We start from the raw sequence: 22,491 nt of genomic DNA, 5'->3' as shown, positions 1-22,491 counted from the left end.
AACGGATACGCCACTACCTTTGGAAGCCGCTCCGCGTCTACGTGTCTACTGCCTCCTGCCTTCTATTAAATAACTACTCAGCAACAACTAAAGTTAAACCTTCACGAGCAATTAAACTTGCGGGAAAAGCAGATTTAATTTCCGTTTGGATGCGATCAAGAAAATCATCATGATCATCTGGGTGATGATGAGAGATTACTAGTTGTTTAGCGCCAGATACATGAGCTAAATCTACAGCTGTTTGCCAGTGTGAATCACGATCTGTTCTGTAGAATTTTTGGGGAGTAGTGGGATTGGCAATCAGTAAATCAACATCTTTGGTAAGCTGTTGAATGTATTTTTGCTCCACTTCATTAGCGCGATCGTGCAAATCCGTTACGTAGGCAACACTATAGTTCTGCCAGTCAATTCGGTATCCAATAGATTTTTGAGTTTGATTAATTAATGCTGTTGTGACTGTGAGATCATCTATCTTTATCACTTTACCTGGCGTCAAATTGTGGAACTGCAATTCAGACTGCATTTCCTGTAGAGGGTAAGGAAAATGTGGCAGTAGCATTTGATCGCACAAACACTGCTTAATAGAAGCTCCATTTGAAGCAGCTATCCCGTAAATATGAAAACTATTTTCTGGAAGAAATGCCGGGCCAAAAAATGGAAATCCTTGAATACGATTTGATTGGGAGTTAGTAAAAAATAAATGCGCTTGTAAAGGTTGTTTTAGTTCTAGCCAACTTTTACCTAGAATGCGTAAACCAGTACCTCCATCAAAAACCAAACGCTTATTAGCTACCTGCATTTCAACACAGGCAGTATTACCACCGTAAAGGTTAGTTTTGTTACTTGGGGAAGCGATTAAACCCCTTACACCCCAAAATTGCACTATAAATTTTTTAACTTGGTTAGGAATTGATTGAGCTTGGTTCTCACTTAAGTGATTATCTGGAGGCGAAAGCTTAAAATTTGACATTATTTTTCTGCTTGCTACGTCTTACTAAGCAGTTCATCATAACGCCGAACCTCTAAAATCTGGTTCTGCTCGTCCACGATGACAACAGTCGGAGAGTAATTTTTTAACTCTTCCAAACTTAACTGCCCGTAAGTCATTATAATCAGGCGATCGCCAGTAATGCCTAGACGTGCAGCAGCTCCATTTAATTCAATCGCTCCTGAGTAGGCTGGAGCCGGGATTGCATAAGTAATGAAACGCTGCCCATTGGTAATGTTTACTACTTGCACTTGTTCGTAGGGTAATATACCAACTTTATCCATCAGCATTTGATCTATACTGATGCTACCCACGTAGTTGATATTAGCTCCTGTAAGAGTGCAGTTATGAATTTTTGCCAAAAGAAGCGTGCGCTGCATTATTGAGATTCCTGTGGAATAGAGGGTATTAAAAAAATATAGAAGTTTGTAAACGCCCGCCAAAAGTGGGCTTCCCAGAAAATATAATCAAGGATGAACTCAAGAATATTTGTTGAAAACATCTATAATATGCATCTGGGAAAAAATAAAGGCATAGCACCCTGATTTCAAGGTTGAGTTCATTTGATAGATTTGTTTCAGCTTAACTTAAGGTAACCAATCCTTGCAGACGTTTGCATTCTTCATCATGTAGCCCTCTTCTTAAGCTGATGGAAATTAATTAGCTTTGCTGATTTTTAGCTAAGTAGCCGTGATGAACTGCGTACATCAAGAGGATAGACAGAGGGGGAGAGGAACAGATGAGCGAGATAGGGAAGATGGGGAAGAATTTACTCTTACACTTCCTCAACTTCGTCACCTCCCTCAACTCCCTCAAATCCTTGTCTTCCCTTCCCCTTGTCCTGTTTTGCCTTCTATCTATAAGCTTTGATACATTTTTCAACTAAAGGCATTACCCGATCCACATCTTGCCAGCCAAGGATTTCCGTTACTTTTTTCTCAAGATTTTTATATGTACGGAAAAATTCAGCAATCTCTTCCAATCGGTGGGGAGCTACATCTTTGAGAGATTTGACGTGGGCGTAACGAGGATCTTTGTCAGGAACACAAAGAATTTTCTCATCGCGATCGCCACCATCTATCATTTCTAACATCCCAATTGGCCGTGCAGCAATTATACAGCCTGGAAAGGTAGGCTCATCCATTAGTACCATACCATCCAATGGATCGCCGTCATCAGCCAAAGTGTTGGGAACAAATCCATAGTCATATGGATATTGTACTGATGAATAAAGCACTCGATCTAGAGCAAAAGCTTGTAGCTCTTTATCAAATTCATATTTATTTTTGCTCCCGCCTGAAATTTCAATCAGAACGTTAATCAAACCCGGTTTGGGTTGGGCAGGAATACGGGATAAGTCCACAACAACACTCCTGAGTTAACAGCGAAACATCATGAGAGCCGCAATCTTTGGCTCCCCGTGTAGAATTTTAGGGCCAATAGGGACACATCCCCAAAAAAATCCGCCTGTCTTGAAAATAGGGGACAGGGGACAGGTGACAGGTGAGATCAGCCCCCGTCTTGGCGGTTCCCGTCACGTAGACGCGGTAGATGCAAAGCAGCTACTTACCCGACGGGAAGCCGGGCAAAGCCCGTCTACATAAGTCGCTAGCTAACGCAACGCCTGACGGCGAAGCGCAAGAGCGTAGGTACGGCTTCCCGCCAGGGTAGGGGGACTGCGTACACGCGAAGCGGGTTCTCGTTAGAGTACCCGAAGGGGTACAGGGAAAGAGAGCTTCCTCTGCCTCAAGAGTTTGCCTAAATGTACAAATAGAAAATGGTGAGGAGCTTTTTATCCTCACCATTCTCATTGTTTTTTAGACGGTCTTTATTTTGCAGTAATTAAAAAGCCTTTCAACTTCTGAAACTTACAATTCTTTTTCTTACTTCAGAGCTATGTCTAATGGTAGATTTTCGTTGCAAACTCATAATCTATTCTTTACTTGTTTTTAATGTTATGGACAATGGGTACCTGGTTAATCGGAACATTATTTGAAGAGAAATTGGCAATCACAAACAAAGGTAGGGTTAAGGTTAATAAGGCGATCGCTGTTCCCGCAATGTCTGCCAAACGATGTGGATAAGGGTCTGTTGAATTGGCAGACTGACTGTTTGAGTCCATAAAAAATCAATTTGATTACACTCTATTGTAGTTGGCTCTGTAGTTAAGAGCCTAGCTACTATTTTAGCTATTTTTTAACAGTAAATTTTCTAATAGTCAAGGATGAGAACCACTTTGACAACTGTCCCTACTATTTTTTACTACTGCAACTTTTGATACTAATTTATTTCAAATCTTATGTTTATACTTTTTAGCCTTTGCTATAAAAGCAGTCTAGGAAAGCTTTTTATCTATAAATATACACCGAGAAAATACAGATATAAGTACCGTATCTAATGATAAAACCAGTGATTATACCCAATAATAATTGGCAATTAAAAGAGTAAAAAACATATGATTATGTTTTATTTTTAATCTGTCATCTGTACCAAGGTAGATAAAAACTAATTTTTTAAAATATGGCAGTTGCCGGATAGATTAAGACAATGCCTAATCATCAAATAAGGACATTAAGCGGCTTTCAAGCCTGTTCCCTGCTTATACCATTTCACTTTTTGAGTGATTCTATTCAACCCCTCCCAACCTCCCCTTACTAAGGGGAGGTGCCGTAGGCGGTGGGGTACATCCATATCAGCCTTTTCGTGAAATAGTATTACTAGCTAGCTAAAACTAAAAAAACCGCCGCTAGTAGAGTAGGGCGGTCTGGTTAAGCAATCGGAGGGTATTTAAAGCTTACTCTGCTAATTTTGAAATTGTTGTAGCGGAGTTTGCACTTGTCAATAGCTTGCGCCATTTTCGTCTTGTTAGCACATAAAAGTTGGGTTCAGACGATAAATGATAAATTTTTTTATTTTTCGCATCCTAACTTAAAGATAGGCTGGAGGCAATTAACGTCTGCCATAAGCACTGATTGGTTCCTTAATAAATCTAATGTAAAGATGTTTGAATGTAGACTTAATCACGCGGGGCATACCAAAATCGATAGGAACTAACTTGTCTGGTAACCGCCAATCATCTATCTGGAGCAAGTCAGGATCTAAATGAGGATAATAAATAGCATCTAATTCTGGACAAACTCCCAAACGCATAGATGCAGCAATGGTAGGCACTTGGGCAGGTAGAACATTCAGTATTTCTACCATTGCTCTGTCTAGAGCAAATACATCTGCTGATGCTCCTATAATTCCCAATGAACGTGGTTCACCACCGCTTGGGCCATTACCTTCATGACCAATGATACCATCTAGTATGGTTAAGTTAGGATTAACTGCCCTTGCGGTTTCTACCAACATCTCCCCAAATCTGTTGACATCTTTTCCGGCTTCCATATGCCACCAAGCTTTCATCTTGCCAGGAACACAACCAAAAAGGTTTTTCACTCCTAAAGTTAGCGTCAGTTGGACGTGGGATTTTACTTTAGGTAAATTAATCACCACATCTGCCTCGATCGCCTCTTTAGACAACAGCAGATGATTAAAATCTGCGCTGATGGTTTGGTAACGCTTTCCTTGGAAATCGATAATTGGCAGATTGAGTTCTTCTATAATTGGTAGATAGCCATTTGCTATAGCTACTCCCTTAGCGCTACCAAAAGCCGGACTATCGCCCAAAAATGGCTTCCCTCCAGCCTCCATCACCATCTGCGCCACTACATAAACTAATTCTGGACGGGTGGTACACTCTTTATCAGGACGCGCTCCTGTAAGTAAATTGGGTTTAAGTAAAACGCGATCGCCACTTTTAACAAACGCCCCTATTCCTCCGAAGGGTTCTAGTAGCGTTTGGATTGACTCCCTTAAAATATCTAGTTCGTAGGAAGTAGCCCGAATTAAGCTGACAGAGGGTGTTTGAATTTGCATTGTGATTAATGGCTAATGGCTAATGGAAAACTGGCAATTAATGATTAATAATTATTTTATTCAAGAGGTACAATTTGGCTCATTTGCTGGAGATTTAAAACTTGAGCTAATTCTGTTTCACTCATCAATCCTTTTTCTAGTACTATTTGTCGTAAGGATTTGCCTGTTTCCAATGATTCTTTCGCTACTGCTGCTGCATTCAAATAGCCAATGTGAGGATTTAATGCCGTAACTAAAGCTAAACTTCCTTCTGCATAAGCCAAACAACGTTCTTGGTTAGCGGTAATTCCTTGTATACACCGTTCGGTAAGTGCAGCGATGGTATTGCCGAGAATTTCGATACTGTGAATTAAGTTATAAGCAATCAAGGGCATCATCACATTTAGTTCTAATTGTCCTGCTTGTGCCGCTAATGCGATCGCACTGTCGTAACCCATCACCTGAAAACAAACCATTGATGTCATTTCTGCCATGACCGGATTATATTTTCCTGGCATAATTGAGGAACCTGGTTGTACTGGTGGTAACTGAATTTCTTTTAAACCAGTTTTTGGACCAGAATCCATTAATCGCAAATCGTGGGAGATTTTGACTAAATCTTGGGCTAAGTTACGCAAAGCTCCAGAAACATTTACAAATGGTGCCATACTTTGCATGGCTGCCATCAAATGGGGTGCGGGTTCTAACGGACAATCAATCAACTCTGAAAGTACGCTTACCACGCGCGCGCGATACTGAGAATGGGTGTTCATCCCCGTACCTGCTGCACTACCTCCCAAACCCAGCACCATCAAATCCCCACTGGCAGTATAAATTCGATTTTGATGTTCGCTGAGAATGTATGCCCAAGCCCGAAAATTCTCGCCTAAACGTACTGGCACGGCATCTTGCATATGAGTTCTGCCAGAACGAACAATGTCTTGAAATTCTTCTGCTTTCGCAAACAGTGCTGCTATTGCCTTTTCTAAGGCTGGATGTAATGTTCTAGATAAAGCCAGTAAACCACCAATGCGAATTGCCGTTGGAATCACATCGTTGGTAGACTGACCGTAGTTAACGTGGTCATTGGGACTAACGCGCTTGTAGTTACCTTTTTCCTCGCCGAGAATTTCTAATGCCCGATTTGCTAAGACTTCGTTGACATTCATGTGGTGGGAAGTACCAGCACCCGCTTGATAAATATCAACCACAAACTGATCGCGAAATTTTCCGGCTAAAACTTCATCTGCTGCTTCGACTATGGCTTGGCTTGTCTGTTGAGAAATACAACCTAGTTCGCCGTTGACTATAGCTGTAGCTTTTTTGATTAATACACAAGCATCTACGTAAGTAGGCAAAGGCTTAAGGTCGCTAATTGGAAAGTTTTCTGTGGCTCGCAGTGTTTGGATGCCGTAATAAACACTACCATGAATTTGGCGATCGCCCATTGAGTCGCGTTCTATTCTGTATTGATAATCTTTTTGTTGAGTCATAAGGATTTAAATTGAGTTATTGTTGGTTGTTAATCTTTACTAATAACCACTTTAAAGGCGTGTTTAACCGCAATCTTTATAAAATCACGGTAATGCATATGCAAAACTGTAAAACCACCTCTTACAAACCAAGCCCTAGTTAGTTTATACGAAGCTGGACAGTATAAAAAACATATTAGATTAGCTTATTTGCTGTATCGCTTTACAAATATCTAATTTTTGAATTGTTTATGACTATACCTAATTGGATTACTTTCTCCCGTCTTTTAGGATTGCCATTCTTGCTTTACGGTTTACATAATCCTACGCCAACTAGTAGGTGGGTGTGTTTAGCAATTTTTCTCGTTGCTGCTGGTACCGACTGGTTAGATGGCTACTTGGCGCGAAAACTGAACCAAGTTAGTGACTTGGGTAAATTTCTTGATCCCTTGGTAGATAAATTGCTGGTACTCGCGCCACTTCTAGCTTTAATTGAACTAGGACAGATACCTGCTTGGGGAGTATTTTTGATCCTGGGGCGGGAGTTGGCGATCGCTGGTTGGCGTGTCAGTCAAACTCAAATTAGTGGAGCGAATATTTGGGGCAAACTCAAAACAGTTAGTCAAATAATAGCGATCGCGCTTTTAATTGCACCTTTACCACAGGAATGGCAATTGCCTTCTATTGTTGCTTTCTGGATTTCTGTTGTACTGACACTAGTATCTGGGGCAATTTATCTTCTGCCGCAAACAAATAGTGGCAATGTCTCGGATCATAAATTAGACGTTAAACAAGAAAAAAATTAACCGTCAAAAGAAGTCAGAATACAAAATTCACGAGTCAGAATAAATTTTTGTTCAGAATCTATTTTGATAAAGAAAATTATTCGGGGAATATAAAATGACGTTTTGCCCCTTATCTCCTTGTCTCCCCTTCTGCCAACTGCCTACCAACGGATACGCCACTAGCTAACGCAACGCCTTACGGCGAACGTGTCTACTGCCTCCTGACTTGAAAGTCACCTCACCCCCTGCCCCTCTCCTTGCTAAGGAGAGGAGTGTCCGACAGGACAGGGTGAGGTTTTTCATGCCTGGCGATCAAACTTGTTTCATTGGGACTGCCTTCTACTTCGTCTCCAAACTAAATCGAGATCAAACCTTCTTTGCGCTTTTCCCAAGCTAGGGTTGTATAGACAATTTGATCCAAGTCATTATATTTAGGTTGCCACCCCAAAACTTTGCGGATTTGCTCGGCACAAGCCGTCACACAAGCTGGATCGCCAGAACGGCGATCGCTTTCAACTACCGGAAAATCCACCCCGGAAATTGCTTTCACCCGTTCAATAACTTGCCGCACACTGTAGCCTTGCCCATAACCGCAGTTGAGAATTTGACTTTCCCCATCTTGCTCTAGATAGCCTAATGCATCTAAGTGCGCAGCTGCTAAATCTTCAACGTGGATATAGTCTCGGATTCCTGTTCCATCTGGTGTAGGAAAATCAGTACCAAAAATCCGCATTTCTGGTTTGCGCTTGAGTGCCGCATCACAAGCTGCTCTAATTAAATGAGTTGCATTTGGTGACATTTGCCCCAATCTTCCCCCCGGCTCGGCTCCGGCGACATTGAAGTAACGAAGAATGACATAACGTAGAGAAGATGCTTTTGCGTAGTCTTGAATCAGCCATTCACTCATCAGCTTTGAGCGTCCATAGGGATTAATAGGCAAGGTTGGGGTAGACTCAGTAACGGGATTTTCTTGGGCTTCTCCATAAACTGCTGCCGTGCTAGAAAAAATAAATTGGTTGATGCCCATCACACTACAGCAACGAAGCAAGTTCAGAGTATTGCGGGTGTTGTTAGCGTAGTAGTCGAGGGGACGAGCGACAGATTCTGGCACAATCAAACTAGCAGCAAAGTGTAGTACTGCACTAAATTCATGTTGGGCTAGTATCTGGTAAAGTCTGTCTACGTCTGCTAAATCGCCGACAATCAACTCACCATGTAGTACTGACTGTGGTGAACCAGTTGAGCAATTGTCAAACACCACCACGTCGTAGTCTGCCTCGCCAAGCTGACGGACAACATGGGAGCCAATGTAACCCGCTCCACCAGTGACTAACACCTTTTTTTTCATCTACCTTTACCCAACAAAATTACTTGGATGGTTTGATCGGCGATCGCTACATCTTCAGCAATTTAAATTAGAAATACAAAGCTAATTTTTCGTGAGCATCCTTATACAGATACATCATAAGAATACATCAGTTAAACCCAACCGATGATACCTGGTTTCTAACATTATCACCACCCGACAAGTTGCTACCTAGATAAGTAAAAAAGGTATGAGCTTGAACTGATAATTGGTGCTTTTCATACCAAGCATAAGCATTATCTGCAACTATCTGCCCTTCTGATAAGTTCATCTTGTTATGATATCTATCTGCCAACCAGTAATGTTTGCTTGCTTCTAGACCATCTCCATTTTTACCTTCATACCATACACCTACAGGTAGTAATCTGTGAGCACAATAAGCAGCGAAAATTGTTGATTTTGTCAGGAATTCAGTATGGTAATTAAAAAAACCTGCCACTGAGTTTGCTAATAAGTTGCTGATATCATCAGCTGATCTAATTCCCAATTTGACAACAGGAATACCATTTATTGGCTGAATCTCAAAATCCAAAGCAGGGCCAATATCTAATATTTCCTCAATTCCCAACTCGCGACAAGTGCGCTGTAAAGCTAATTGTGAGTGCTGATAAACACGAGAACGCGGCCCGCCACCACCAAATACTACCAAACGCCGAGGACGTTTTGATAGAGGAGTAAGATTTTTTGGCTCACCTACATTAGAAAAAACTGGTAAAGTCGGAATCTGAGAGTGTTTTCCTTGACTCAATTTACCTATTATCTCAGCATATAGTTGCTTGCTGGTAAGACAGCGATCGCTCAAACGCACCAGACGAGTAGCTAAATTTCTTTGTAGTGGTGATGTCCAAAACTGACTTGTCCAAATCGGGCCAAAAGCATAGATTTCATGAAACATTGTGATCAAATGTTGGGAAATCGCAGCTTTGCGCCAATCCTCTAAGGCTTCTATTAACCAAACCGGACAACCGCGCTTGGCATAACCATAACCCACGTAATGTAGAAGTACTACCTTTGTTGAGTGTTCGTGACTGGATAGTAACTTTAATAAAGCTTGAGTAGATTGTTCCGTAACTTGCTGAACTGGAAACCCCTCTACAATAGCTTGCCCAGACCAATTTGGATCACCAATCAAGAAGGTAGTATTGACGCCAAAATCCTGACGCATTTGTTTAGCTAAATTCAGTGCATAATCTCCGACTCCATCAACAGCCGGAGGTAAGCGAGGGACAATCGCAGTAATCCAATCTAACTCGTTCATGCTTGTCTTTCCTCAAATACTGAAATTAGTTGGTATCTATTATTAATTATTCTTCACTAGAGGTCTTCATCTCAATGTTGTAAATTGAGTTATCCTAGCTTACTGATGAGTATTGTTTCACCTATTTCCTAAAAAATCATGTATACAACACTACAAGAAATTTATGCCCAATCTTCTGAATCAGTTCGAGCTACAGGGCTAAGTCAGGAGTTGGCAAGTGAAGTTTATGGTAAATATGTACAGTTTATTAATCAGTCAGTATCTCAACATGGAAGGTTACTAGATGTAGGATGTGGTTCAGGGTGGTCTTCTTATCTTCTCAGCCAGGAAGGTTATCAAGTTGTTGGCATTGACCTAAATGCTGAAGCCTTTGAATGTCCCAATGTACCCAACTTGACTTTAGTATCGGGCAGCGCTATGAATTTGCCTTTTGAGGATGCTTCTTTTGATGTGGTAGCTTCTCATCAAGCAATTGAGCATATTCCTGAGCCACAAAAAGCAATCATGGAGATGATTAGAGTTCTTAAACCAGGCGGTATCCTGTGCATTGTCGGGCCAAATCTTCTCAGTATTGGTCATTTAATTAAAGCAATTAGTGTATATGCTTGGCAAAATCGTCCCATTAAAAACATCTTCTGGCGATCGCCTCATATGCCTAAGCATCCTTGGGGCAATACTTTACCAGAAGCTTTGGTGTCCTTTCCCCTGATGCTTACTCTCATTACTAGAAAGCTTATTGATAGCAAAGCTACTTTCACGATGCGGGAACCAGACATCAACCCACCCTTTCATGCTGATAATGATGCTTGCTATATGTGTAACCCTATCGATTTTGTGAAATTTTTACCTACTCAAAATTGTGTAGTGATCCAAAATGGATTTTATGGAAGGCTCCAGTGGACAACGCTAATTGCTTCAGGAACTTTTATCGCTGCTCGTAAACTCATACAGGATCGTAGTAATGATATTAAAGTTATGAGCAATTAATCACCTAAGTTATTAATTAAAAAATGCATACTCTAAGGTAAAGATAAAAGCCCTGCGGAGCTTATCTCCACATGGGCCTTTACTCTATTTACCAGTCTTTTCTTATTTAACTAGCAAATTGGGTTAATAATCTCAGCAACTAAATTTGTTACCCTGAGAATTTGTTGCTCTTCCTCAAAATCTGCTAACCTTTCTGGAATTACCTTTTTCTTAGTTTTGATTTCTTCATCTGTAATCTCTTGCATCAGGTTAGCCAAAGCATCAATATAACTATCCTCCCAGGGTTTAGCTCCTGGTAGCCTCCAAACCCAATCCCCACCAATGTCATATGCCATAGGAATTTGACTCGTTACCACTGGTAATTTTGCTGCTACATACTCACTTAGCTTTGTTGTATAGCGAAAACTACCAACTGCATCCACACTCTGAGGTAAACTGGCTACATCCATAGCTGCCATGTAGTCAAGTACTTGCTCATAAGGTACATTACCGGGCAGAAAAATTCGACTTCCTAAATCTTTACCTGCCAACTCCTTTAAATAAGCAAGTCCACTCCCATCCCCAACCACTAAAATAGCAATGTTCTTGGAGTTAATTTTCTGGAAAGCTTTGACTAATTCATAACCATAGCAGTACTGAAATTGCCGATTCCAAGCTATTGATCCCAGTAGCCCAAACACAAGAGCATCATGGGGAATTCCTAGTTGCTGACGAATATTAACTCGACTATTAGCCAATTGTTCAGTAGTGCGAGAAAAATATGCCCAACCCGCAGCAGTTACTCCTTTCGGCGCTCCATAAGTTAGCGCACGACCAACTAAATAAGGTGTCCAACCGATAAACCCAGCGCAAAAGTGGCAGAGAATTTGCTCGTAAACACTGACAATTGGTGCAAGGAGTGGATAATTTAAATTAATGAAAGGTGCGATCGCATCCCCACTGCTGAAAATATAGGGAATACCAAAAAACCATTGCAGAAGTAAACACGCTACACCCCCTAAGACTCCAGTACCTTCCATAACTACTAGTCTGGGTTTTGTCTGCAAAGCTTGTCGAATAATGCTAATGAAGCTTTTGAATTTATCAGTTCGATCAAAGGGAACAACTTGAAACTTAAAGTTTTGTAAAAGTTTTAAGATTCGAGCTTCCTCATTCGATCTTGTACCTTTGGTAGCAAAGACCAAAATTTCTGCATCTTTCATTTGGCAGTTCTTAAGCAAGGAGATTGATATTTAGTGATATACTATACCCTATTCTGTTAGTAATAAGTGATATACTATACACCGTCTGACTGGCAATTATAGTTTTAATTAAAGCCGATTAAGGTATTTCTGTAACTAACGGAGACACTAGTGAAATGCCTAATGTTATTGAAGATACATAGAATGATGTGATTCAAGATATATGTATGGTAATTAGCGAAAAAAAATAGGGTGGTTATATTGCAGCTATTTTAGACTTGCTCAACAGTCCCTCTCAACTTTAAGAACTGGCTAATAGAGGTTAGAAGCGATTGCATATACTTTATGCTTGGCTATCTCTTGCTAATCAAGATTTACAATTTTTCACCAAACTTTTGGATAATTGCAATGAAAACAATTGTACGCGATTCACTTGCTTATTTTTCTCGCTCTTTACCCTACTTTAAAGGCAAGTATAGATTAGGTACAGCGCTTGTACCAAGGATGACTAATTATCGGATTGACAAAGATTGCCTTGTAAAAATTAAAATGCAGGACGGTAGCATAATGCGTCTTGATTTGCGTAGTATGCTAGAGCAAAAAGTCTTTTTTTCGGGAGAATATGATGGTGGAATTATTCAAATACTATCTAGAATTTTAGAACCAGGAGTAGTAATCTTTGATGTTGGTGCAAATATTGGACTTTATTCTATATCTTTAGGAACAAAACTTAAAAAAATAGCTGATAAATCTCAAATATGGGCTTTTGAACCAGTAATATCTAATTTTAACCGCCTAGCTAATCTGGTTGAAGCTAACCACTTAACAAATATTGTTTATCCAGTGCATACTGCCCTTGGAAACCAAGAGGGAGAAGTGCAACTTTGTATGGTAGATGAACAAAATAATTCATCTACAGGTAATGCTTTTTTACTCAAGGAAAGTATATTTAATAAAGAGAAGCCTACTTGTTCATCACCTATTACTAAGTTAGATAAGTTTGTTGAAAAACATAACATTTCAAAATGCGACATTATCAAAGTAGATATTGAGGGCGCTGAGATGGAATTTATGTTAGGAGGGCTGAATTTTCTGAAGAAAGCAGACCAATCATTTACGGTGAATTTAATCCATACTGGGTAAAACATTTTGGGTATTCCTTTGTAGATGTGGCAAAGTTAGTAATCCCTTGGGAATATAATTTGTACCAACAAGTAGGACGTAATCACTTTATTGAAATTAAGGAAATAAAAACGGGTATTTCAGATGTACTAATGGTTCCTAAAGAAAAATTACCTCATATCTTATCGAAATTAAATATAGTGCAATAGTCTATAAACAATTTCATGAGTGTAATTTAGACATTTTCAAAACTATGTCAAAATAATAAATTTTCTCATCTAAATTGGCAATTACTATGCAGAATCAATAACATGGCTCAACTACGCCTCGCGATTATCTGTGATTATCCAGAAGAAAACTGGCACAGTATGGATTTGTGCGCTCAGATGCTATTCAAGCAGTTGCAAACCAAACACACTACATCTATTCAAGCTATACAAGTCTGTCCAAAATTTAACTGGCGTTGCAAACAAATTCCTTGGCTTGGCAAAAAGCATTTTGCTTACAATGCAGATCGCTTACTCAATCGATTTTGGGACTATCCCCAGTATCTCAAGAACAGAGTCAAAGATTTTGATTTTTATCACATTGCTGACCACTCCTACGCGCAGTTAGCCCATGTCTTACCACCAGAGCGTACAGGAGTATACTGTCATGATATTGATACCTTTCGCTCTCTTGTAGAGCCAGAGCAAGAACCTCGACCTAATTGGTATCAAGCTATGTCTCACAGAATCTTACGTGGTTTGCAGTCATGTGCTATTGTCTTTTATTCCACCGCAGAGGTAAGAAAGCAAATTGAGCGTTACCAACTAGTAGAACCATCACACCTAGTTCATGCTCCCTTAGGTATCGCCTCAGAATTCATGCTCAATTCTGATAACGTCAGTATTGCTGACCAAAAGATATTAGAAAAAATAGGTGCAGTACCTTTCCTATTACACGTTGGTAGTTGTATTCCCCGTAAGCGCATTGACATTCTGCTAGAAGTTTTTGCCCAAGTACGAGCTATCCATCCAGAGTTACGACTTGTCAAAGTCAGTGGTGAATGGACACAAAGCCAGCAACAGCAAATTGATCAGTTGAATATCGGTGAGTCAATTATTCATCTACAAGATTTGCAGCGCTCAACCATAGCCAGTCTTTACCAAAAAGCAGCAGCTGTTTTACTAACAAGTGAAGCAGAAGGCTTTGGATTACCTGTGATTGAAGCCCTAGCTTGTGGAGCGATCGTAGTTGCTAGCGATATTCCTGTTTTGCGTGAAGTGGGTGGAAAAGCCGCAGTATATTGCCCGATGGGGGATGTATCAGCCTGGGTGAAAACTGTAGAGCAACTATTGGTGAATCCAACAAATGCTCCAGCTTTGAATTTGCGTGTGAGTCAGGCGCAGAAATATTCTTGGTCTATTCACACCCAAATAATTGCTCAATCTTATTTACAATTAGCTGATTGATGAAACTGTATGAAAATTGTCTTTGTGAATCCAGTGGGAGTAATTGGTGGTGCTGAGAGATCTCTGCTGACTATCTTTGCTGCACTCTTAAACTCACAACCCGATATTCAACTGCACTTAATTGTGGGTACAGAGGGGCCTATGATAGAAGCAGCTCAAAAATTGGGAGTACAGGTGCAATTACTGGCACTACCAGCAGGGGTGAACCTACTTGGTGATAGCATCTTCAAAGGTAAGAATAAAGTTTTAGTTTCATTAATATCGTTATTACGAATAATAGAAATCTTACCTGCGGTCAGCAAATATCTTTGGAAATTTCGCCAATTTCTGCGTGAACTCAAGCCAGACTTAATTCACTCCAATGGGATTAAAGCTCATTTATTAGTTGCGCTAGCTAGAGTCAGGGATGTACCCGTTGTTTGGCACATCCAGGATTTCTATGGATCACGACCATTCATGGCACAAGTTTTACAATGGATGAGCGCTAGTTCTAACTTAGGAATTGCTATTTCTCAAGCGATCGCTCAAGACGCAAGAGCAACACTACCAGGCTTACCAATAGAAGTAATTTACCATGCTGTAGATGTCAATTACTTCTGTCCTACTTTTTCTACAGCCCCCAACCCTAAAGAAGACTCCTGTGCTCATCTTCCTCTGCGGGTAGGATTAGTTGCGACTTTTGCCCGTTGGAAAGGACATGATGTTTTTCTAGAGGCAGCAGATCGGATATTGAAAGCACATCCTGACTTGAATGTTCGTTTCTGTATTGTTGGTGGAGCAATTTATAAAACTCACGGTTCTCAATTTTCTGAACAAGAATTAAGAAGCAAAGCCTTGCAACTAGAAATTGCAGATAAAGTTGATTTTCTTGGTTTTCAACAAAATATAGCAGAAATTTACCGTTCATTAGATGTTGTGGTTCATGCCAGCACCCAGCCAGAACCCTTTGGTTTGGCAATAGTAGAAGCTATGGCTTGTGGTAGACCTGTGATAGTATCTCAAGCAGGTGGTGCAGCTGAGTTATTTACTCATAACTATGATGCAATTGGTGTACCACCTGGTGACTCTATTGCCTTAGCAGCAGCTATTCTAGATTTACTCGATCATGCCGAAAAACGGCAATTCATCTCAGAAAAAGCAAGACAAACAGCTATTGAACATTTCAGTCACAAACGTTTAAGTCAGCAAGTTATCGCAGTTTATAACTCTGTTTTGAGCAGCAAGTAAAATTCTCGCAGCAGTTTGATTGAGAGAAATCAAGTGTGCGATCGCTAGACTGACAAAAAAGATTACTAAACAGGACATTACTCAAACGCTACTCTTTGTATAGTAGCCGTAATATTGTTGTTTAGCAGCAACACCATTAACGGCTATACCCAAAACATTTTGACCAGCTTTCTCTAACAATTCTTTAGCAAGAGAAGCGCTATTAGCATTAACTACTCCTGGTCGAACTACAAATAAAATTCCATTAGCCAGTTTGCCTAGAACTGTTGCATCAGCAGCAACAGTCAATGGTGGAGTATCAATGACAACAAAGTCAAACCTTTGTGCAACTTGAGCTACAAATACAGCCATTTGACTAGAATTAACTAGCGCAGATGGGTTATTAGTCTGATCGCCAGTAGTCATAACTTGCAAGTTAGGTGCAATTTCAGTAACAGCGCGTTCTAGATCCAACTTACTTTTGATGATATTGCTTAAGCCAACTTCATTTGGAAGTTCCCAGATTTTGTCTTGGCTAGGATTCCTTAAATCTGCATCCACCAGCAATACCCTGCGTCCGATTTGAGATATGGAGAAAGCCAAGTTAGCAGCGATTGTTGATTTTCCTTCTCTAGGTACAGCACTCGATACCACAATTACCTTAGGCTGTTCTAAATTAAAAAATCTCAAATTGGTTTGTAACATCCGAAAAGCTTCGCTAACAGGGGAATCTGGTTTACTTTTTACTATTACCTCTGGAATCTGGCTACCATTGCTAAAAGGTGGAATGTAAGCTAGTAAGTTATACCCCAGCAATTCTCTCGCAGATTCAGGTGTTTTGATAGTTTTGTCCATTTTTTCCAAAATAAAGGCAGTCGCTCCACCTAGCAAAATCCCACCAATCAATCCTTGCAATAAATTTACGTACTGACGACTTTTAATTGGTACTGATGGAATTAACGCAGGTGTAATCACCCTAGCGTTACTAATTTGCAGATTTTCTGCTACTTGCAGTTCTTGATAGCGAGCCAGAAGATTTTGGTAACTAGATTCAGTAGCAGCTATTTCTCGCTCTAGCTGACGTTGTTGCAACTCCAACTGTGGTAGGGTATTAGCCCTTTGTCTGTAATATCCGATGACTTCAGCTAATGCTCTCAGCCGTACTTGCAAACTAAGACGCTCTGCTTCAGCTGTGGCGTAATTAGCAAGAATGCTTTGTTGTAGACCTTGAGGTTTGAGCTGCACAATATTTTCAGGATCTTTGGTTTGATTGAAACGTCCTGCTTTACCAACAAAACTTTGTTCTATGCGCTGTCTAAGTTCACTTTTGAGAACAGCTATCTGTTCTTTAAGGTTAACCACTGTAGGATGATTATCTGTCAAACGCAGTTTGACCATTTCAAGTTTTTGTTGGATCTCTTGTAACTGGCTTAAAACCGAACTTGTTGATGGTGATTCACCTACAAAACCCGTAATGACAGCTTGCTGTGAACTGACACCAAAAAATTGCTTGATTGATTGCATCCTTGCAGTTTGAGATGCTAGTTCAAAGCTAGTTGCAGCTACTTGTTTATCAAGCTCAGTCAAAATTCCTACACTTGATGTAGCTTCAGCTTTGAGGTCTAAAACCCTATTCTGTTGTTTAAAATCTTGCAATTTCTTTTCGGCGGCTTGTAATGCTTTTTTACTTAACGGTAATTGTTCAGCGATGAATCTTCTTGCAGACCTGGTTTGAGCGCGATTGGCATCAATATCATTTTCTATATAGATTTTCATCAGGGTATTAACAATTGAAGCGGCCTTTCCAGGATCTATATCTGTATAGGAAATTTCCAATATATCAGTTTCTTCAATATTTTTTACTTGCAGATCTTTTAAAAAGACTAGAGGGTTTATATTTAGATACAGGGCCTTTATTGTTCTTTCGGCTACGGGTAAAGAGCGTATAACTGCTACCTCAGTTCCCATCGGTCTACCACTGACTGAACTCTCCAACTGTCCTAATTGACTACCTACACCTGTAAGTGAAGAGGTAGCATTTTTTTTCAGTACAAGCTGACCTGTTGCTTGATAAGTAGGCGTTTCTAGTATAGTTTTCACTATACTTAACGCCAATACAGCCAAGAAAATTATAGAAACAGGTACCCACCTACGCTTCAGAATCATCCAATATTGCAAATTTTCTTCCATATAATACCCTTCTAGCTACTGTTAGCTAATTAACAATTTGAATCGTTCTTTCTTCTCTAGCAAGGAATGGGAAAATTTTAAAAAAAGATAACTGCTACCCTGTACTAGTTAAAGTAGATTGTGGCTTATTTTACTATCAATCTTCTTAAAAGCACACTGATTTTTCTCAGTATAACTACGTAATTAATGAAAAAATTTATTAAGCTAATAATTACACTGTCAACTCATTTGCAAAAAAATGAATGGTGTGGGAATTAGAGTAGCTAGAAATAGAACTGTAAGTTTCTCTTTCCTAAGCTTTCACTTCTGAACATTATTGAGTTGAAAAGCTTATATTAAGTAAAATGCGTATAAATGTGTAAAAATTTACTCTATTCCAAAAATAACCTTCATTACTTGGTCATTGACTTTTTTTGAGTAAACTGTATAAGCTAGCACTAAATAAACACAATTTTGGATACTGTTAAACAATACCTCTATTATTCATGCGATCGCATAATCTCAATGGCAAAAATGACTGTTAGAAAATGAAGTGACTGAATTTTCTAACTATCCTAGCTGGTTAACCTACGCATATTAAGTGAAGACTTCTCTTTCTACGTATTAATACTGATGTTATATTGAAAAATTTATATATAAATATACGGTATTATGATCGGGTGCAGAATTATTTTCAATCTCAAATGAGGCGGTGCTGATTGTTGCCGTTCTGATGTCTGATGGTAGTAAGAACATATTGTTTGCAACGAAAACTGTTGTAATACTATATTCGTTTCCTTTAAAGGAAAGGTATTTTGATGAAACTAAGTAGTATTTTTTCCCTGATGTTAGGTTGTTGTAGTGCTATTGGTATCGTTGCCAGCACATCTCCAGCCCATGCTCTGACTTGGACTTTCAATTTGAATTTCAACGATGGAGCCGTTGCTACTGGCTCATTTGATTACAATGGTGGTATTTACTCAAATATAAATGTTACTGTAATTGGAGGAATAACTACTGCTGCTGGAAAAGTTTTCAATGATGCGGATCTAATTGGCAGTGCTGGCAATAACTTTGCTGTGCAAAACTCTGGCGGAAGCGATTTTTTTTATCTCCAAAATAATCGCGATTCAGATTGGTCTAATCCTCTAGCTTTGTCGTACGGTCAAATTTACGCTCAAATAAGATCTCCTGGAATTGAGTTAAATCCGTCTGCCAGTGGGATTGCTGTTGCACCACAAGTTCCTTGGTCAACTGATGCAACTGCTGCAATTCCTGTGGGAAGTCTCCTATTGCTAGGCGCAATGAGAAAAGTTAAGAAAAGAGTAGCATCTAATATCTGCATTCTTAACCCTGAAAGCAGGAAAGTTAGCTAGAATTAATTTTTCCACCTTCAGACTTGCCGTTTATAGAACACTGCGATCGCCTGATTGCAATAAATTTGTGTTGTTTCTCGAAAAATGGCTACAAATATTGATGATTTTGAGTAAGCACCTCTTGTGCTGACTCAAAACTATGTGTAGCTCTAATTTTGAGAATTATTTACGATCTCATCAGTGCGATCGCTTCATTAGAATGATTTATCTCAAAACTAAGAACTTTCTAATTCTAAAATCACCACTGAACAAAAATATAGTGAAGAGGCTTTGAATTTTATTCTACGTATTAGTACTGATGTAATTTCAATTTAATATATTAATATACGACATATCGTTGAGTAAGAGCTAACTTTCAATCTTGGGTAATGCAGCACTGATTGTTGCCATGCAGACATATACTGTTGCTACTATCCAAGTTAGGTAGAAATTATGGCTTTACAGCTTACTAGCGAGCGACTTTATTTATTTTCTGCACGTGCGCCTAGATATGCGATCGCATTAGATAAAGTCTAACTCAGAGTAGAAAATATTAATCTAAACCATATAATGAAAACCAAGGAACAAGCAAAAATTTCCAGACAGCCAATAGAAATCACAGAAATTATAGAACAGCGGGTCTTCGCTTTGTTACGTGTGATTGGCTATGCACTTCTAATATTTACGCTCATCGACTACTGTGCTGCCTTAATTCCTCCCCGTTTAACAGATCCTAGTTGGGAATTTCAAGTTATTGGAAGATTGGTAGATATAGTTTGGGCGCCATTGTTGGGAATGACATTTATATTTTTATACAATCGAAAAACTATAGTTAGTTATCGGCAACTCTCAATCTTGCGATTTTTCTCTTGGTCTGCTTTATTTTTAGGAATAGCTTATATCTTAATGTTGCCTTTGGTTATTAATAATAGCCTCACACTCTACCGAAACATTAATAATCAATTTACTCTTCAACAGGTACAACAACAAGAACAGCTACAACAACTAACTACCAAAGTTAATACACTAAACTCTGCTCAAGAACTAAATAACTTAGCGAAAATTTTAAATCTACCTAATGAAGCCGATTCTAATCAATCGTCCAAAGATTTGCAGCACAAACTATCTCAGCAACTTAAAACATTCGCTAACAATGCTTCAAGTGCTGCCAATGCAGCCAGGCAAGAACAGATTAAAAACTTGATCAAAGCTTCTGTGAAGACTAACTTAGGACTTTTATTATCGGGATTTTGCTTTATTACCTTGTGGAAGCTAACTGACTGGGTACGCGTTATCGATAAAATTTTTGGGTAAGAATAGTGAATAAAAATATTCAGATTAGTAAGATAAATAACCAAGGTGTACAAAGCTCATCGTTTTATTTCAAACATTTACCTAAATCACATTTATTTTACATACTAGGTATTTTTTCTACTCTTGCTATTTTACATTTAAGTATAATTAATAGTCATGAAATTGAACGTGAAGAAATAGCTGTAGATGGAGTTTATTGGACAGGAATTTTATTTTTATTGTGGCAAAATAGACATCATAAAATAGCTACCAATTGGATTGCTAGTTGCTTGGGTTTAGGGTTACTCTTTCTTGTCATATTTAGACCCTTGTACTTATGGCGCTTAGATTTAATTTTATTTAGGTTTGGCCCTATTGTTGCTGGTTTAGGCTTAGGATTGCTATCTTTTGGATTTTCGGGATTAAAGCAGCATTGGCGCTTATTTTTATTGTTATGCTTGATGCTGTTTCCTTTTGGTCACATCAATAATTTTTTTGCTTCCTGGCTGCACTTTAGTGATTTCACTGCAACTATATCTGCCTTTTCTCTCCACTATTTAGGATTGCAAGCTACTGCCCAAGGTGCCTTTGTCATACTACCTACAGGCCAGGTGGAAGTTCTTTATTACTGTACTGGTGGTCTTTTGATTGTATGGTTACTCAGACTCAGCCTCTTGATTATGGTAGTCGTTTTTCCCTTAAGTTGGCAGCAGAGATGGGGATTAGTTATATCTGCTATGGGTACTGGCTTTTTAGTTGGCTGTTTTCGTGTAGCTTTGTTAGCTGTTGTCGTGAATAACCGCAGTATTTTTGAATATTGGCACAGCTATACAGGTGGCTCTATTTTTATCGCAATTGCAACTATTACTTATGCTGCCCTATGTAATTGGATACTGCCATTAGAATATTTATCTCCTCTGACAAAAGAATGTAAACCTGCTACCACAGCGACAGTTACGCCGAAACGGGGCTTTTTTCTTGCTGCTACCTGGGTAGGGATGATATTAACTGCTATCTATTTAATAACGAATAAACGGTTGCTAACCACCTCTCTTTTGCCAGATCAACTTGCTTTAAATAGCTGGCAGCAAGTAAATGTCAAACCCCTGATTGAGCAACAAAAAGATACTCAAGACACTGTAAAGTCTACTGTAGTTTTATCTAGAAAGGATTATAGCTATCTGAAAAACACTCAGCAGTTGAAGTTGCAAATGCGCTATGTCGTTAATACTAGAGGCGAGCCAAATCCTTTTTTAGAGAAGCTAAGTGAAAACTTAATTAAAAATAGCCAGCAACAACCTAAATACGTCAAAGGAGTTGGCTTCTATACGCTCTATAGCGACAGCAAACAAGCTTACCTCACAGCTTGTATTAATCCTCGTGGAGGTAGTACTGTTACTTCAGCTCAATTTATGCAAAATAGATACAAATATGACTTAGTTTGGAATCGCATATTACCTTGGGTTTTGGGAAAGGAAGTACTTAGAGATGACCGTTGTATATGGGCCCAGTTATCTCTTCCTTTGAATGGAGTCTCAGCTTCTAATATTTACCTAGATTTGGAAGCTATCTGGAGCAGGAACTATACTGCATGGCAATCCCTATTTATTAATAAAATAGATTAGAGGGCATAAAAGTCATTAAATTTCCCTCATAGAAATATTTGTAAAAACACTATATATAAATAATACGAAATCTTAAATTTATTGATTGTAATTAAAATAAAAGCTTTGTCTATATTATTTCCAGCAAAGTAATTTAATTTCTAAACTTTTATTTTAAAAAATAAAATCAATTCTGCATTAATTGCGTATATTTACTGATGTATAAAGCATAAAAAATAAACAAAATATACTTGTTTGCTTTAGGGATAAAAAGCAAATAGTTTGTTAACTATATTTTAAACTCAATCATTCTTATTCAAAGCTTGAGGCTGATTTTTCATATTTACAAAA

At 39.0% G+C, this 22,491-nt stretch carries 20 protein-coding genes; 10 read left to right on the top strand and 10 right to left on the bottom strand.

Features of this window, described 5'->3' with window-relative positions:
• Nucleotides 1-73: 73 nt before the first annotated feature.
• The 3 genes from QUB80_RS21655 to QUB80_RS21645 form a co-directional block, all read right to left on the bottom strand.
• A complete protein-coding gene (locus QUB80_RS21655) occupies nucleotides 74-970 on the bottom strand; it encodes an MBL fold metallo-hydrolase (RefSeq protein WP_289791582.1) in 897 nt (298 codons plus the stop codon).
• 14 nt (nucleotides 971-984) lie between these two features.
• Nucleotides 985-1,368 carry an aspartate 1-decarboxylase gene (panD, locus tag QUB80_RS21650; RefSeq protein ID WP_289791581.1) on the bottom strand — a complete coding sequence of 128 codons (384 nt, stop codon included), beginning with the start codon at nucleotides 1,366-1,368 and terminating at the stop codon, nucleotides 985-987.
• A gap of 473 nt (nucleotides 1,369-1,841) precedes the next feature.
• Nucleotides 1,842-2,351 carry an inorganic diphosphatase gene (locus QUB80_RS21645; RefSeq protein WP_289791580.1) on the bottom strand — a complete coding sequence of 170 codons (510 nt, stop codon included), beginning with the start codon at nucleotides 2,349-2,351 and terminating at the stop codon, nucleotides 1,842-1,844.
• Between the two features lie 31 nt (nucleotides 2,352-2,382).
• Between QUB80_RS21645 and QUB80_RS21640 the strand changes: the two genes are divergently transcribed.
• A complete protein-coding gene (locus QUB80_RS21640) occupies nucleotides 2,383-2,592 on the top strand; it encodes a hypothetical protein (RefSeq protein ID WP_289791579.1) in 210 nt (69 codons plus the stop codon).
• A gap of 335 nt (nucleotides 2,593-2,927) precedes the next feature.
• On the opposite strand, the gene QUB80_RS21635 is transcribed toward QUB80_RS21640, so the two are convergent.
• From QUB80_RS21635 to QUB80_RS21625, 3 genes are all read right to left on the bottom strand, one after another.
• Complete coding sequence (locus tag QUB80_RS21635) at nucleotides 2,928-3,110, bottom strand: TLTLP motif-containing protein (protein WP_289791578.1); 183 nt, start codon at nucleotides 3,108-3,110, stop codon at nucleotides 2,928-2,930.
• 827 nt (nucleotides 3,111-3,937) lie between these two features.
• Nucleotides 3,938-4,909: an Npun_F2552 family protein gene (locus QUB80_RS21630; RefSeq protein WP_289791577.1), complete on the bottom strand. Its 972-nt coding sequence runs from the start codon at nucleotides 4,907-4,909 to the stop codon at nucleotides 3,938-3,940.
• A gap of 56 nt (nucleotides 4,910-4,965) precedes the next feature.
• Nucleotides 4,966-6,381: an aspartate ammonia-lyase gene (locus QUB80_RS21625; protein WP_289791576.1), complete on the bottom strand. Its 1,416-nt coding sequence runs from the start codon at nucleotides 6,379-6,381 to the stop codon at nucleotides 4,966-4,968.
• A gap of 230 nt (nucleotides 6,382-6,611) precedes the next feature.
• On the opposite strand from QUB80_RS21625, the gene pgsA reads away from it, so the two are divergent.
• On the top strand, nucleotides 6,612-7,166 hold the full coding sequence (gene pgsA / locus QUB80_RS21620; protein ID WP_289791575.1) for a CDP-diacylglycerol--glycerol-3-phosphate 3-phosphatidyltransferase: 555 nt from the start codon (nucleotides 6,612-6,614) through the stop codon (nucleotides 7,164-7,166).
• 334 nt (nucleotides 7,167-7,500) lie between these two features.
• Here the strand turns inward: pgsA and galE are convergent, their stop codons facing one another.
• Together galE and QUB80_RS21610 are read right to left on the bottom strand one after the other, a co-directional pair.
• The gene (gene galE / locus QUB80_RS21615; RefSeq protein WP_289791574.1) at nucleotides 7,501-8,493 is read right to left on the bottom strand and encodes a UDP-glucose 4-epimerase GalE; all 993 of its coding nucleotides are present in this window, start codon (nucleotides 8,491-8,493) and stop codon (nucleotides 7,501-7,503) included.
• A gap of 127 nt (nucleotides 8,494-8,620) precedes the next feature.
• On the bottom strand, nucleotides 8,621-9,769 hold the full coding sequence (locus QUB80_RS21610; protein ID WP_289791573.1) for a glycosyltransferase family 1 protein: 1,149 nt from the start codon (nucleotides 9,767-9,769) through the stop codon (nucleotides 8,621-8,623).
• 138 nt (nucleotides 9,770-9,907) lie between these two features.
• On the opposite strand from QUB80_RS21610, the gene QUB80_RS21605 reads away from it, so the two are divergent.
• Nucleotides 9,908-10,756 carry a class I SAM-dependent methyltransferase gene (locus QUB80_RS21605; RefSeq protein ID WP_289791572.1) on the top strand — a complete coding sequence of 283 codons (849 nt, stop codon included), beginning with the start codon at nucleotides 9,908-9,910 and terminating at the stop codon, nucleotides 10,754-10,756.
• A 110-nt stretch (nucleotides 10,757-10,866) separates the two neighbouring features.
• Here the strand turns inward: QUB80_RS21605 and QUB80_RS21600 are convergent, their stop codons facing one another.
• A complete protein-coding gene (locus QUB80_RS21600) occupies nucleotides 10,867-11,958 on the bottom strand; it encodes a glycosyltransferase (protein WP_289791571.1) in 1,092 nt (363 codons plus the stop codon).
• Nucleotides 11,959-12,345: 387 nt separating this feature from the next.
• Between QUB80_RS21600 and QUB80_RS21595 the strand changes: the two genes are divergently transcribed.
• The 4 genes from QUB80_RS21595 (at nucleotide 12,346) to QUB80_RS21580 (ending at nucleotide 15,740) form a co-directional block, all read left to right on the top strand.
• Complete coding sequence (locus QUB80_RS21595) at nucleotides 12,346-13,080, top strand: FkbM family methyltransferase (RefSeq protein WP_289791570.1); 735 nt, start codon at nucleotides 12,346-12,348, stop codon at nucleotides 13,078-13,080.
• A 26-nt stretch (nucleotides 13,081-13,106) separates the two neighbouring features.
• A complete protein-coding gene (locus QUB80_RS21590; RefSeq protein WP_289791569.1) occupies nucleotides 13,107-13,268 on the top strand; it encodes a hypothetical protein in 162 nt (53 codons plus the stop codon).
• A 102-nt stretch (nucleotides 13,269-13,370) separates the two neighbouring features.
• Nucleotides 13,371-14,513, top strand: a complete 1,143-nt coding sequence (locus QUB80_RS21585; RefSeq protein ID WP_289791568.1) for a glycosyltransferase — start codon at nucleotides 13,371-13,373, stop codon at nucleotides 14,511-14,513.
• Between the two features lie 9 nt (nucleotides 14,514-14,522).
• Nucleotides 14,523-15,740, top strand: coding sequence for a glycosyltransferase family 4 protein (locus QUB80_RS21580; RefSeq protein WP_289791567.1), 1,218 nt, complete (start codon nucleotides 14,523-14,525; stop codon nucleotides 15,738-15,740).
• Between the two features lie 81 nt (nucleotides 15,741-15,821).
• Here the strand turns inward: QUB80_RS21580 and QUB80_RS21575 are convergent, their stop codons facing one another.
• Nucleotides 15,822-17,909, bottom strand: coding sequence for a GumC family protein (locus tag QUB80_RS21575; RefSeq protein ID WP_289791566.1), 2,088 nt, complete (start codon nucleotides 17,907-17,909; stop codon nucleotides 15,822-15,824).
• 797 nt (nucleotides 17,910-18,706) lie between these two features.
• On the opposite strand from QUB80_RS21575, the gene QUB80_RS21570 reads away from it, so the two are divergent.
• The 3 genes from QUB80_RS21570 (at nucleotide 18,707) to QUB80_RS21560 (ending at nucleotide 22,161) form a co-directional block, all read left to right on the top strand.
• Nucleotides 18,707-19,264: a hypothetical protein gene (locus tag QUB80_RS21570; RefSeq protein ID WP_289791565.1), complete on the top strand. Its 558-nt coding sequence runs from the start codon at nucleotides 18,707-18,709 to the stop codon at nucleotides 19,262-19,264.
• A gap of 549 nt (nucleotides 19,265-19,813) precedes the next feature.
• The gene (hpsJ-A, locus tag QUB80_RS21565; protein ID WP_289791564.1) at nucleotides 19,814-20,557 is read left to right on the top strand and encodes an HpsJ-like protein, cyanoexosortase A-associated; all 744 of its coding nucleotides are present in this window, start codon (nucleotides 19,814-19,816) and stop codon (nucleotides 20,555-20,557) included.
• Between the two features lie 5 nt (nucleotides 20,558-20,562).
• Complete coding sequence (locus QUB80_RS21560) at nucleotides 20,563-22,161, top strand: cyanoexosortase A system-associated protein (protein ID WP_289791563.1); 1,599 nt, start codon at nucleotides 20,563-20,565, stop codon at nucleotides 22,159-22,161.
• The last annotated feature ends 330 nt before the right edge of the window (nucleotides 22,162-22,491 follow it).

This window comes from Chlorogloeopsis sp. ULAP01 (assembly GCF_030381805.1).
Classification (GTDB): Bacteria; Cyanobacteriota; Cyanobacteriia; order Cyanobacteriales; family Nostocaceae; genus Chlorogloeopsis.
Note: the sequence above shows the minus strand (reverse complement) of the source record. Positions and strands in the feature narration are given on the sequence as shown.

Excerpts from the sequence above, each read along its gene's own strand:
- QUB80_RS21630 (WP_289791577.1), bottom strand. The coding sequence starts at position 4,909 with ATGCAAATTCAAACACCCTCTGTCAGCTTAATTCGGGCTACTTCCTAC.
- QUB80_RS21595 (WP_289791570.1), top strand. The coding sequence starts at position 12,346 with ATGAAAACAATTGTACGCGATTCACTTGCTTATTTTTCTCGCTCTTTA.
- QUB80_RS21580 (WP_289791567.1), top strand. The coding sequence starts at position 14,523 with ATGAAAATTGTCTTTGTGAATCCAGTGGGAGTAATTGGTGGTGCTGAG.
- QUB80_RS21640 (WP_289791579.1), top strand. The coding sequence starts at position 2,383 with ATGAGAGCCGCAATCTTTGGCTCCCCGTGTAGAATTTTAGGGCCAATA.
- QUB80_RS21570 (WP_289791565.1), top strand. The coding sequence starts at position 18,707 with ATGAAACTAAGTAGTATTTTTTCCCTGATGTTAGGTTGTTGTAGTGCT.
- pgsA (WP_289791575.1), top strand. The coding sequence starts at position 6,612 with ATGACTATACCTAATTGGATTACTTTCTCCCGTCTTTTAGGATTGCCA.
- galE (WP_289791574.1), bottom strand. The coding sequence starts at position 8,493 with ATGAAAAAAAAGGTGTTAGTCACTGGTGGAGCGGGTTACATTGGCTCC.
- QUB80_RS21655 (WP_289791582.1), bottom strand. The coding sequence starts at position 970 with ATGTCAAATTTTAAGCTTTCGCCTCCAGATAATCACTTAAGTGAGAAC.
- QUB80_RS21610 (WP_289791573.1), bottom strand. The coding sequence starts at position 9,769 with ATGAACGAGTTAGATTGGATTACTGCGATTGTCCCTCGCTTACCTCCG.
- panD (WP_289791581.1), bottom strand. The coding sequence starts at position 1,368 with ATGCAGCGCACGCTTCTTTTGGCAAAAATTCATAACTGCACTCTTACA.
- QUB80_RS21575 (WP_289791566.1), bottom strand. The coding sequence starts at position 17,909 with ATGGAAGAAAATTTGCAATATTGGATGATTCTGAAGCGTAGGTGGGTA.
- QUB80_RS21635 (WP_289791578.1), bottom strand. The coding sequence starts at position 3,110 with ATGGACTCAAACAGTCAGTCTGCCAATTCAACAGACCCTTATCCACAT.
- QUB80_RS21600 (WP_289791571.1), bottom strand. The coding sequence starts at position 11,958 with ATGAAAGATGCAGAAATTTTGGTCTTTGCTACCAAAGGTACAAGATCG.
- QUB80_RS21625 (WP_289791576.1), bottom strand. The coding sequence starts at position 6,381 with ATGACTCAACAAAAAGATTATCAATACAGAATAGAACGCGACTCAATG.
- hpsJ-A (WP_289791564.1), top strand. The coding sequence starts at position 19,814 with ATGAAAACCAAGGAACAAGCAAAAATTTCCAGACAGCCAATAGAAATC.
- QUB80_RS21585 (WP_289791568.1), top strand. The coding sequence starts at position 13,371 with ATGGCTCAACTACGCCTCGCGATTATCTGTGATTATCCAGAAGAAAAC.
- QUB80_RS21605 (WP_289791572.1), top strand. The coding sequence starts at position 9,908 with ATGTATACAACACTACAAGAAATTTATGCCCAATCTTCTGAATCAGTT.